The sequence below is a fragment of the Vreelandella sp. DA03-1M genome (assembly GCF_055725665.1).
Genome location: NZ_CM146798.1, coordinates 2,050,762 through 2,063,024, shown reverse-complemented (window position 1 = coordinate 2,063,024; position 12,263 = coordinate 2,050,762). Strand labels below are relative to the sequence as shown.

Genomic DNA, 12,263 nt, shown 5'->3' with positions numbered 1-12,263 from the left:
CTAAGCTCTAAGGAATGCTCTAACCCATGCGCGCCAGCCAATTATTGATTGCCACTCTGAAAGAAACCCCGGCCGACGCCGAAGTCATTAGCCACCAGCTAATGCTACGCGCCGGGATGATTCGCCGCTTAACCTCAGGGCTTTATACATGGCTGCCGCTTGGCCTGCGTACGCTGCGTAAAGTAGAAGCCATCGTGCGCGAAGAGATGAACCGCGCCGGTGCACAAGAAGTACTGATGCCCGCCGTTCAGCCGGCAGAACTTTGGCAGGAGTCTGGCCGTTGGGAGCAATACGGCCCTGAGCTGTTACGTTTAAAAGACCGTCACGATCGCGACTACTGCGTTGGCCCGACCCATGAAGAGGTCATCACCGACCTAGTGCGTAAAGAGATCGCCAGCTACAAGCAACTGCCGATCAATTTCTACCAGATTCAGACCAAATTCCGTGACGAAATCCGTCCGCGGTTTGGCGTAATGCGCTCGCGTGAGTTCATTATGAAGGATGCCTACTCCTTCCACCTGGATGAAGCCTCACTGAAACAGACCTATCAAGATATGTATGATGCCTATACACGCATTTTCACGCGTTTAGGGCTGAACTTTCGCCCAGTGATTGCCGACAATGGCTCTATCGGTGGCACCGGTTCTCACGAATTTCACGTGCTGGCGGATTCCGGCGAAGACGATATCGTGTTCTCCAACTCCTCTGACTACGCGGCTAATATGGAAAAGGCCGAGGCGCTACCGGCTCCGCTTGGCAGCCAGGCCACCCGTGCCGAGCCCTGCGAAGAATTGCGCTTGGTCGATACCCCGAACACCAAAACGATCGCTGCCCTGGTGAAGCAATTCGAGCTGCCGATTGAAAAAACCATCAAAACGTTGATGGTTCACGCAGCCGAAGGCGGCCTGATCGCGCTGCTGATTCGTGGCGATCATGAGCTCAACGAAGTTAAGGCAGAAAACTTGGCCGACGTCGCTGCGCCGCTAACCATGGCCAGTGAAGAAGAGATTCGCGCGGCGGTGGGTGCCGGCCCCGGCTCACTGGGCCCGGTGGGCTTAAAGATGCCGGTGATTATCGATCACAGCGTGGCACTAATGAGCGACTTTGGCGCCGGTGCCAATGTGGATGACAAGCACTACTTCGGTATTAACTGGGAGCGCGATGTGGCCCTGCCCGAGATTGCCGATCTACGCAATGTCGTTGAAGGCGATCCGTCTCCCGATGGCCAAGGTACGCTCTCCATCAAGCGCGGTATTGAAGTCGGTCACGTTTTCCAGCTTGGCCAAAAATATTCCCAGGCCATGAACGCCAACGTATTGGGCGATAACGGCAAAACCAGCCACCCGTGGATGGGCTGCTACGGTATCGGCGTGACCCGCGTGGTCGCCGCCGCCATTGAGCAGAACCACGACGAATCCGGGATTATCTGGCCTAACGCCATTGCCCCCTTCCAAGTGGCATTAGTGCCGATGAATGCGCACAAGTCCCAGCGTGTCCGTGAAGAGTCTGAGCGCCTTTACCAAGCACTCAGCGCCGCTGGTCTCGACGTATTGTTAGATGACCGCGACACTCGCCCCGGCGTCAAATTTGCCGACCTGGAACTGATAGGCATACCCCATCGGTTGGTGATTGGAGATCGCGGCTTGGATAATGGCGAGCTGGAGTACAAAGGCCGCCGGGATAGCGAAGCAACCATGGTGCCCGCAGATCAAATTATCGACTTTTTGCGTGAGAAGGCCCGCTAACCCCAACAAAACAGCCACCGCATCTAGTGTTTTGTTCAGCGCCACGCGGTGGCTAACCGTTAGGCTGGCGCTAGGCATACTGCTGCTCAGCGCTGCAGGGCCTGCGCCAGCACAGCCGCTGCCACCGGCCCTGCGTCCTACGCTAGAAGCGGCCAACCAACAGCATCAAACGGCTCAACAACAATGGGCAGCACGCCAGTGGCGCATGCAGATGGACTCCCCGCTAGCGCGCTTTATTGATGATCCAGAGCAGCGTCAAACTCTGCTAACGCGCATCTATCAAGAAGCCAGGCTAGCTGGTTTGCCGCCTGATTTGGTCCTAGCCTTAATCCAAGTGGAAAGCGCATTCAAAGCCGATGCTACTTCATCAGCAGGTGCTGTCGGCTTGATGCAAATTATGCCCTTTTGGGTTAGCGAGCTAGGATTACCTATCGACGACTTAACCCATCCGCCGCGTAATTTGCGCTACGGCTGTACGATTTTGGCGCACTATTTAGCTATTGAAAATGGCGACTTTACCCGCGCGCTAGCGCGCTATAACGGCAGCTTGGGGAAAACCTGGTACCCGGAGCGAGTCATGCATGCGTGGCGAGACACATGGCGCTAACCTCCACAGCGTTAAGCAGCCTGCTCAGCAGCTTCAATCAGGCCGACCGCCAAGAACTGGTCCAACAGTTCGGCCATGTCCTTACGCACTTGTTCGAGTGAAATTTTTATAGGCTTACCAGCATTCCCAGCGCGGCGGGTACCTTTTCACTCCAGGCCGCGTTTTAAGTTCACTGCGAGAGCTCATCCAAAAGGACATAACAATGCACCGTTATTTAATGGCTCTGATGTTGACGACCATCGCCCTACCCCTGGCCAGCTGTGCACACAATCGCAACCAAACGACGCTCTACGAGCGCCTGGGTGGACAGCCTACGATCGATGCAGGAGGAAGGTATTACTTTTTTGGCGCACGCAATGAGCTGCTGGGCAGGCTCGCCCCCTGTATGCAGAGATTATGCGTCTTCAGTAACCTGCCAGCCATCACGTCCTGCTGCTTTCACCTGGTAGAGCACTTTATCGGCGGCTTCGTAGGCGTGGGAAAACGTATGTTCAGCTGCTACAAAACAGCTGCCGCCAACGCTCAAGGTGACGCCTTTTTTATCGGGATGGGCGGGGTGTGAAAAATCAGCTTCACGCAACCCTTCAATCAACTGGTGGCAGTAACTTTTCAGCGTTTCAGTGTCGGGGCAGAGAAGGAGTGCCGCAAATTCGTCACCGCCCAAACGGTAGAGCTGCGCTTCATTATTAAGCGTTTGCCCAATCAAAGTGGTTAATTGGCGTAAAAGCATATCACCTTGCGGGTGCCCATAAGCATCGTTGTACTGCTTGAAAAAATCGATATCAAGAAGGATCAGCCCCAACGATTGGTGCTGTTTCGCTAACACATCTTGATGCAAAGCACTGCGATTGCCAATGCCAGTGAGTGGGTCACGCATAGCGCGCTGCATCCACTCGAAAGTCTCCTGGGTTGCATGATCGGTGCGCCGTAATTGGCGCTCATGAAGCCACCAAAACACCAGCCCCATCACGAAGATCAATAGGCTGGAATACGTCAGTACTTGGTTATGTTGGCGGGTACTTGCGGAGAAATCATTGATCGCTGCACCGCGCTGGTCTAACTGGCTCATCTCAATGTTTGTTAAACAAGCGATCGGAGCAAACAACTCGCTCACCGCGTTAACACGATCAATTTCACGCGCCTCTAACTGTGCTAATACACGATTTAAAATATTCAGGCTTGTTGCCATGCACTCGTACTGATTCCGATAAACATGCACATCGGATAAACCATAGGCCAACTCAATATTAATAATCGTAGCATCGAACACCGCTTGCTCAGGCTGATCTGCTAACAGCTCGGATTGGGCATTTTGCAGATAAACACGTGATCGAGTGGCTAATTGCTGACCTGTTAAACTGCCTGTTTGGCTAAAGTAAGCCTGTATTTCCGGGTAGACCCAGCGTGACTCATAGACAATCAGCACCATCAGCCCCAAAAAGCTCATCAAACTCAGCGAAAGCCAGGTGAAATAGCGATGCTGACGCGCTATTGATCGCGGCTTTTGTGATGGCGGAACAGCAGGCTTGACTTTATGTGTCACCACTTCGCCTCTATGCTACGAATCATCCAGATCCAGTCGTTGAAATCACGTAGGTTCTCAACATCACGATTGCCCCGCTTATTATAATCGCGCTCTACTAGCCGGACAGGACCTCGTGTACGAATGGTCAACGGGTCGCCATCTTCGGTGGTAATTAAATACCAGTTGGGGTCATCCCACCCTTCAAGGGTAACTTCGTAATCGTCCCAGGCGATAAAGTGGAGCGCTGGCGGCACATCGCCAAATTGATCAATGAGGAAGCTACGAAATGTTATGCCTTGCATTATAACATCGCGCCCTTGATAGGGGTCATAGAGAGTAAACGTGGTGTCAGAGATAGTGCGCAAATCACTTAGGACAATCTTTTGCGTCACATCGCCGTTAATCATATTGAGCGTCTGGGCAAAGGCCGCCGTGGGGAGCGTTATACTTACAAACATCAACACGCACGCTAATCGATTACGTGCTCGAACCCATGGGCTGCGGTGTAAGGCAACTGCGTTCATGGCTAAGCTTCCTGGTGTGTTCATTCCTTCAACGAACTTTACCAGAGCAAGACCTGCATTGCTCTTCAACGCACGCTAGCTACTTTCAACTTGCTACGCTTTTAGAAACTATTGGTTATTTACCAGATAAAAAAGCCAGCCCAATATGGGCTGGCAAAAGGAAGTTTACTAAGTTAGCAAACCCCCTCCCCTGACAAGGTTTACATGAACGGGATAAGCTACTTTTTGCGCTCATCTTTACGCAGATGATCGCGAATCACGAAGCCAACCCAGCCCACCATAAAAGCGATCACTAACGCGACGGTGGCCAAGCCGAAAACAATTGTGTCATCCCAATACATGGTGAATCCTCCCGCCGTGATGTATGCGTTGATACTAGTCACTCAATGGCGGAAGAATGCTGACCTGGGTCAAGTTACGGCAGGCAGGGGAAGATGGTTAAACAGGAAATTGATACCGATCAATTTTTGGGCGTGATGAGCACTACAGCACCTTGCGGTCTTCGACTTTGCTGTGCTCGGTACCTGGCGGTAACGGGTGGCCTTTGGCTAATTCTGCACGGGTAGCTTCACGTACGTCTAATATGGTCACTTTATAGTTCAGCGTGCGTCCAGCTAAGGGGTGGTTGGTATCAACGGTGACGCGGTCGCCATCGACTTCGAGTACCGTGACAATTTGCGGCCCGGCTTCGCCTTCGGTTTGAAAGCGGCTACCCGGCTGCAACTCAGCGTTACCAAAAGAGCCGCGACTAACTTCTTGAATTAGCGCCTCGTTGCGCACACCGTAGGCATCCGCAGGCATGAGCTGAACGCTTAGCTCGGCGCCAACAGCTTGGCCCGCTAACGCATTTTCTAGCCCAGGAACAATATTGTCGTGCCCATGCAAGTACTCCAACGGCTTATTGCGCGCCTGGGAGTCATCCAATACCTGCTTGCTGCCATCGTTGAGCACGTCGCTGAGGACATAGTGCAAGGTAACTACCTGATGCGCCGTAATCGACATGGAAAACTCCTCTCCGGTAAGCTGTCGGCTTTGTAATCGAACACTGCATCAGTTTACCACTTGGCCGTTGCCAGCGTCTTTCCACTTGGAGTAGCGTTTAATGCTAAACCCCACCCCCCAGCGCAGTTGGCTTGCTGCACTGGCTATTTATTGTCGTGCGCCCGTTATTACCATGCTGTTTTTGGGGTTTTCTGCAGGCCTGCCGTTTCTGCTGGTATTTTCCACGCTTTCCGCCTGGCTGCGCAGTGATGGTGTCGAAGTTGCGGCCATCGGCTTTTTTGCCTGGATTGGCATGCTCTACTCGATCAAGTTTTTCTGGGCACCGGTGGTTGACCGATTAGCGCTACCGCTATTGACCCGCGCCTTCGGTCAGCGCCGCGGCTGGATGCTGTTAGCTCAGGCGACCATAGCGGCTGGACTGGTGGGGCTCGCCAGTTTAAGCCCGGTGGGTAATCTCGGTTGGGTGGCGCTGTTTGCCCTGCTGGTCGCCTTTGGTTCAGCGACGCAAGATATCGCCATCGACGCCTACCGGATTGAATCTGCCGATGACGATGTTCAGGCCGCCATGGCCTCGACCTATATTATTGGCTATCGCGGTGGCTTACTGGCTGCCGGTGCTGGTGCGCTGTATATCGCAGCGTCGGCCTCTTGGGATGTGGCGTATATGAGCATGGCGGCGCTAATGAGCATTGGCGTGCTTACAGTGCTGCTGCGACCAGAACCCAAACGGGCATCGCTCTCTATTCAGCTTATTCATGAACCCAAAGTCCGCGCATTTATTCGCGCCAGCCGCGGCAAACCGAAAATCTTACGCCGCTTAGGCGCCTGGAGTATTGGGGCATTGGTCTGCCCATTCACTGACTTCTTCAGCCGCTATGGTGTAAAAGCGCTGTGGATTTTGGTGTTTATTGCGGTGTTTAGAATCAGCGATTTGGCCATGGCCTCCATGGCTAATCCGCTATATATCGATCTGGGTTTTTCGCTGGCAGAGATTGCTAACGTGACCAATATATTTGGCATTGCGATGAGTATTACTGGCGGGATATTAGGCGGACTTTTCGTGGCCCGCTACGGCATCGGCCCACTGCTGATCTTCGGCGCGGGGTTGGTGATGGTAACGAACTTGCTGTTTGCGGTGCTTGCCTTGGTGGGTAACCAACTGCCCATGCTGGTGGTCACGATTATCGGCGATAACCTCGCCAACGGTTTAGCCAGCGCGGTGTTTATCGCCTTCCTTTCCAGCCTCACATCTCGCGCCTATACCGCAACGCAGTACGCGCTGTTCTCATCGCTAATGACGCTACCAGGAAAGTTTTTGAGCGGGTTTGGCGGCTTGGTCGTTACCTCACAGGGCTACCCAAGCTTCTTTGTCATCGCAACGCTACTGGGCCTGCCCGCCATTATCCTGGCGATTTGGATCAGCCGAGACAAGCAGCTAGTGCCTACCCCCAAGCCTGCTTAAACAGGCTTGAAGGCTTAGACGAGTGAAGAGAAAATTGGACTAGCGGTGTGTTTCGAGCCAATCCAAGGCCCCTGGCGTAGTGCGCCACTGATCGCGCATCAAGGTGCGGTACTGCCACGCTTCCGCCCGTGAGCCAGGGTCAACCTGGCCATCGGGGTGAGGCATGGAAGGCCGAGGGCTCTCTGCGCAAATTAGCTCTAATGCGTAGCGGTTATGGCCCTGCACATCGCCAAGGGCGGCTTCTGCCGCCTCATGCTGCTCTAATCGATAGAGCGCCAGGGTTTTACCCATTAAAAGCCCCAACACCAGCGAGCCATCGTCGTCATTCTCTTCGGCTAACGCCAGCGCTTCTTCGTTGCGGTCATCCCGCAGCAGTTGATCCAGGACCAGCTCGCGCAGCCCTAAACTATCTTCCTGGTCGATCAACAGTAACTCTTCAGCCAACTCCCGAGAGTGCTGACGCGCGCCGCGCTCCATACCGACTACCAGCGCCAAGCCAGTACGTAGCAACATCGCGTTGTTGGCATCGTCCCAACACAGGTTGCCGTCGCCTTCGGCGCGGGCTTGCTCCAACCAGCGCGAGAGGCGCAGCGCCAGTGGCTCCAGCAGGCTTGGTGCCATCCAGGGAAGGCTGCCAAAGCGACTGGTAAGTGCCAACGTTAAGTCTTGCACTACCTGCGGGGCATCTAGCCACTCAGGGTGCGCGCACAACGCCGACATCCACTCAATGGCATTACCCCAGGGGTCATCGCGAAAACCCAACGCGACATCTTCGTCTACCAGCACTTGAAACTGCTCATGCCAGCCAGCAAACAGCGTGGCTTCACGGGCGCTGGTGTTATACAGCAATCGGTCACTTTCAGGGTCGGCGCTGACATCGATTTTGGGCGCGGTAGGCAGCGCGGCCAGCAATGCTTGAAGCGCCACCAGCGGAGTAGCGAGATCCTCTTCTGCGCTGAGCAATTGGTCAGCCAGCGTCGCGCCGGGGTTATCCGCCAGTGCGGCTAGAAACTCCAACTGATCTTCGTCCAGCTCGCCTTGGCGAACCAGGCGGCGATACCAGAAGTTGGCGCGCTCTTTGGCTTCCTGCTCATGACCTTCATGCAGCAGCAGCATGGCTTCAATATAAGCCAGGGTAGGCGAGTCAGGCAGCGCCTGTTGGGCTTTCACGAATGCCCCGCGAGCGCTATCCAGATCATCGTTATCGAGGTGCATCAAGCACAGTCGTTCAAGAGCAACGCCGCGTAAGAACAGCGGCCCACGTTCCATCACTTCGTCAAGCAAATCGGCGCGTTTGCGGGTGAACCCGCGCTCTTGATAAATATCCAGCAGGATTTCAAACGCGGGTTCCGCCTGCTCCGGCAGACGTGACCAGTCGCTACCGTCGAACAGCGATTCAAGAATTTGCATCGCGCGGCCTGTTTGGCCGCTTTCAGCGGCGATCAACCCGGCTTCAAGCAGCGCTTGAGGGGGCGCGTGCTGGCTATCTAACGCCGCTTTCAAGGTGGCGCCTTTCCACTCACGTAGCGACAGCATCCACATCATCTGATCAGGGATATCGGTGGGAAACTCAATCTTGTAGCAGCACTGCTTGAACTTACGCCCAGAGTCGCACCAGCAAGGCTCATTACGCCCCGGCGTAGCGAGTGGCTCGCAGGCAAAATTAAGCCGCTCCAGCGGCGTTTGCGACCACAGCACGGGCGCCAACGCCTGAGCCATTGCCACATCGCCTGCAAATGAGTCCGCCCCTTTGGCGCGCACCCAGGTCATGAAGTCCGGATAGTGTTCTTGTTGCCTGATTGCCGAGAGTGCCCCGGAGGCAAATCCCAGCAGCTGATCGACCCATACCGCCAGCATTGCCGTCTCCACTGTGTTTTACGATGACCCGTAATCGATGTCTAAAATGAAAGCGGCATAGTTTATCACGAAGGCCGACGCCCTCGCAGCGGCAATCGGTTTATCGTTAATGGGCCCGTTGTAACAATGGGGTCGTACGCTCATTCATATCCAATCGCGCGCCTAAACGCACAAGATTCCAGTAGTGACCGTTGAGCGCGCGTGAAAGCAGCAGTGTATCTGCAGGTGGCTGCAGGCGGTCCATGGCCGCCCAGACCTTTGGCGTGAGCTCACGTAAACGACGATGTACCCGCACATCGCTGAAATCCTGCTCACCCGGCGCGAACAGCGGCGCGATACACTCCGCCGATTCGCGATAGAGCGCTAACGGCGCGCCCTGCCCCTGGCGACCGCCCATCTGCATCAGCGCCTCATCCATGCCCATGGGATCATGCTTTAACGTGGCATCAAGCAGTTGCATCATTGCTTTGATGCGCGCCTCCGGCACGGCGATCACCGCGCCTAAATCGTAAATCACCAGTCGCCCTTGGGCATCGGCAGCGAAGTTACCCGCATGGGGGTCAGCGTGCAGTTCGCCGTAGGTAAATAGCTCCTGGGTAATCCAATCAGCTAATGTTTGGGCAATGCCCTGGCGCGTCGCATCATCGGCATCCGCCAACTCTCGCAACGGCGTGCCGTCGACAAAGCGCATCGCCAGCACGTGTTGCCCGGAAAGCGCAGGCAGCGGCTCGGGAATGGCAAGCCTGGGGTCATCTTTGTAACGTTCACGGTAACGGGCCAAGGCATCGGCTTCAGCGTGATAATCCAGCTCTCCCCTCAGGCTTTCGGCGAGCTCCTCAAACAAGGCATCCAACCGCGCCTGTGGCACCTTAAACCAACGGCCTAACCGCATAATGCGCCGCACCTGAACCAAATCACTCTCTAATACATCGGCAAGGCCCGGATACTGCACTTTGAGCACCACCGTTTCACCCTCAGGGGTGGTGGCACGGTGCACCTGACCCATGGAGGCACTGGCAAACGGCCGCTCCTCGATTTTGCTGAAGTAGAAGTCGATATCACCATATTGCAGTACCAACGCTTCTCGAATCCGCGGCCACGGCATGGGTTCGGCTTGACGCTGCAGGCGAGCTAACTCCTCGGCAAGATCAGGGGGCAACAGGTCATCCCATTGCGACATGATTTGCGCAAGCTTCATGGCCGGGCCTTTAAGCTCTGAAAGTCCTTCAAATAGCGCTTCGCCCAGGGCGCGCCAATCTGCCTGACCGCCCAAGCGGGTTTTCAGCAACGCTCCACCGGTGCGTGCGCCCAACCCCATCAAACGTCGTGTTCTGCCTTGTTCGCGCATGCTTATACCCCTTAAAAACCCATCCCGATGACCCAACTCAGTCTCACTACAAGCGATTATCTATACACACTTTGTACAAACTAACAGCATTGAAAACTTATCGCATCACTCTACTGCCTTACTGCCCTAACCCTCTAATGCCAGTCACTAACCGTGAAAGCGTCTGCTACCATAGGCACCATCAAAGGATACGATGAAGGCTTCGCTGCTATGCGCCTGATAATTGCCGAAAAACCCAGCCTCGCCCAAGCCATTGCCGAGGCGTTACCGGGCTATAGCAAACGCCAGGATGGCGCGATGGTGTGTGGCGACACCACGGTCACCTGGTGCCTGGGGCATTTATTAGAGCAAGCGCCGCCGGAGGCCTACGATCCCGCCGATAAACAGTGGCGTTTAGATCGACTCCCTATTGTGCCGCACCAGTGGAAATTGATGCCTCGTTCTAAAGCACGCGGCCAACTGGCGGTGATTCGCAAACTGATCAAACAGGCCACCGATGTCGTGCATGCTGGCGACCCGGACCGCGAGGGCCAGCTGTTAGTGCAGGAAGTGATCGAGTACATGAAGTATCGCGGCCCGGTGCAGCGGCTGCTAATTAGCGATCTTAACAAGCCCGCCGTCAGCCGGGCACTTGCCAAGCTGCGCTCCAACGTTGAGTACCAGCCGCTCTTTCTAGCAGCTCAGGCGCGTTCCCGTGCTGACTGGCTGTATGGCATCAATCTAACCCGCGCCTGGACGCTCACTGGCCGCCAAGCGGGGCACGACGGCGTGCTTTCTGTTGGCCGCGTACAAACACCCGTACTAGGGCTAATTGTGCGCCGCGACAACGCCATCCGTGATTTTGTGCCCCACCCTTTTTATCCGCTATGGGTGGATTTAAAGGTGGCCCAGGGCCAACTGCGCGCCTGGTGGGCCCCCAAAGAGCATGAACCACTCGATGATCAAGGGCGCTTGATTGATCGTGCGCCCGCGGATGACCTAGCGGCGAAGTTACCCGGTGCATCAGGACAACTGACCAAACTCGGCCAGCAGGAGAAACGACAGGCACCGCCGCTGCCCTATTCACTTTCCGCGCTGCAGGTGGATGCTGCCCGCCGCCACGGGCTATCCGCGCAGATGGTGCTGGATATTTGCCAGCGACTCTACGAGCGCCACAAGTTGATCACCTACCCGCGCTCCGATTGTCGCTACCTGCCAGAGGAGCATCTCCAGCTAGCTCAACGCAGCCTGACTGGCGCTTGCCAAAACGATCAAGCGATCCAGCAGTGGCTTAATGGGGCGGACTTTACGCTACGCTCCAAAGCGTGGAACGATAAGCAGGTCGGTGCGCACCATGCGATCGCACCCACTGGCAAACCGGCAGATTTCAGTCAGCTTTCCGACACCGAAGGCCATGTTTTTAGATTGATCGTGCGCAATGTGATGGCGCAGTTCTATCGCCCGCTGCGCACTTTTGAAGTCAAAGCGGAGTTTACACTACTGAATGAAGCCTTCCGCGCCCGTGGGCAAAGCATTCTCGATCCCGGCTGGAAGCCGCTCTTCACCACCCGCGATGAAACCCCGCCACTGCCCCCACTCACCCAAGGGGAGACCTGCCAGGCACTTGGCGCAGGCGTTGAAGAGAAAGAGACCCGCCCGCCGGAACCGTTTTCCGACGCCAGCCTGATCAAGGCCATGATGAACATTGGCCGCTATGTAGACGACCCAGAAGTGCGCCGCACCCTGCGTGACACCGACGGTTTGGGCACCGAAGCCACCCGGGCGGGGATTATCGAAACCCTGGTACAGCGCGGCTACCTGGTACGCCAACAAAAGGCCCTGCGCGCTACCAAGCTTGGCACTGCCTTGATCACTGCCCTACCCAGCGCCGTTAGCACGCCAGAACGCACCGCGTTATGGGAGCAACGCCTACGGGCGATTTCCGAACAACAGGACGACCCTGGCGCGTTTCAGCAAGCGCTGTTGGATGATCTACGTGGCTTACTGACCCATAGCGATGCAGCAAAGCTTAGGCAGAGTTTGCAGAGCGCACAGGGTGAGGACGGTGGCGCGGCGAAAACGAGAAAAAGCACTAAAACCAAACGCACCAGCTATGCAAAACGCAAACCTGCCAAACAACGCTGATGGTGCTTGTGGCTACCGTAACAACGTAAGCGCGCCATAAACCCCATCTACCCATATTAACGTTGGCTG

The 12,263-nt window shown here is 55.6% G+C and carries 10 protein-coding genes; 4 read left to right on the top strand and 6 right to left on the bottom strand.

From position 1 onward, the window contains the following. Positions 1-26 precede the first annotated feature (26 nt). Together ACXUPB_RS09565 and ACXUPB_RS09560 are read left to right on the top strand one after the other, a co-directional pair. The gene (locus ACXUPB_RS09565) at positions 27-1,745 is read left to right on the top strand and encodes a proline--tRNA ligase (protein WP_472956422.1); all 1,719 of its coding nucleotides are present in this window, start codon (positions 27-29) and stop codon (positions 1,743-1,745) included. 76 nt (positions 1,746-1,821) lie between these two features. Beyond that, positions 1,822-2,352: a lytic transglycosylase domain-containing protein gene (locus ACXUPB_RS09560; RefSeq protein ID WP_472956725.1), complete on the top strand. Its 531-nt coding sequence runs from the start codon at positions 1,822-1,824 to the stop codon at positions 2,350-2,352. 394 nt (positions 2,353-2,746) lie between these two features. Here the strand turns inward: ACXUPB_RS09560 and ACXUPB_RS09555 are convergent, their stop codons facing one another. From ACXUPB_RS09555 to ACXUPB_RS09540, 4 genes are all read right to left on the bottom strand, one after another. Further along, positions 2,747-3,799: a GGDEF domain-containing protein gene (locus ACXUPB_RS09555; protein ID WP_472956723.1), complete on the bottom strand. Its 1,053-nt coding sequence runs from the start codon at positions 3,797-3,799 to the stop codon at positions 2,747-2,749. 92 nt (positions 3,800-3,891) lie between these two features. Continuing rightward, positions 3,892-4,401, bottom strand: coding sequence for a hypothetical protein (locus ACXUPB_RS09550; RefSeq protein ID WP_472956420.1), 510 nt, complete (start codon positions 4,399-4,401; stop codon positions 3,892-3,894). Between the two features lie 218 nt (positions 4,402-4,619). Continuing rightward, complete coding sequence (ccoM, locus tag ACXUPB_RS09545; protein ID WP_008956688.1) at positions 4,620-4,742, bottom strand: cytochrome c oxidase subunit CcoM; 123 nt, start codon at positions 4,740-4,742, stop codon at positions 4,620-4,622. 142 nt (positions 4,743-4,884) lie between these two features. Continuing rightward, positions 4,885-5,403 (bottom strand): FKBP-type peptidyl-prolyl cis-trans isomerase, encoded by a 519-nt coding sequence (locus ACXUPB_RS09540; RefSeq protein WP_472956418.1) that lies wholly within the window; start codon positions 5,401-5,403, stop codon positions 4,885-4,887. Positions 5,404-5,503: 100 nt separating this feature from the next. Here ACXUPB_RS09540 and ACXUPB_RS09535 point away from each other — a divergent pair, with 100 nt between their 5' ends. Further along, entirely contained in the window at positions 5,504-6,865 is a 1,362-nt protein-coding gene (locus tag ACXUPB_RS09535) for an AmpG family muropeptide MFS transporter (RefSeq protein WP_472956417.1), read from the top strand. A 39-nt stretch (positions 6,866-6,904) separates the two neighbouring features. On the opposite strand, the gene ACXUPB_RS09530 is transcribed toward ACXUPB_RS09535, so the two are convergent. Together ACXUPB_RS09530 and ACXUPB_RS09525 are read right to left on the bottom strand one after the other, a co-directional pair. Further along, the gene (locus ACXUPB_RS09530; RefSeq protein WP_472956416.1) at positions 6,905-8,722 is read right to left on the bottom strand and encodes an SEC-C metal-binding domain-containing protein; all 1,818 of its coding nucleotides are present in this window, start codon (positions 8,720-8,722) and stop codon (positions 6,905-6,907) included. 106 nt (positions 8,723-8,828) lie between these two features. Further along, complete coding sequence (locus ACXUPB_RS09525; RefSeq protein ID WP_472956414.1) at positions 8,829-10,070, bottom strand: ABC1 kinase family protein; 1,242 nt, start codon at positions 10,068-10,070, stop codon at positions 8,829-8,831. Between the two features lie 210 nt (positions 10,071-10,280). Between ACXUPB_RS09525 and ACXUPB_RS09520 the strand changes: the two genes are divergently transcribed. After that, positions 10,281-12,194 (top strand): DNA topoisomerase III, encoded by a 1,914-nt coding sequence (locus ACXUPB_RS09520; protein WP_472956413.1) that lies wholly within the window; start codon positions 10,281-10,283, stop codon positions 12,192-12,194. Positions 12,195-12,263 lie beyond the last annotated feature (69 nt).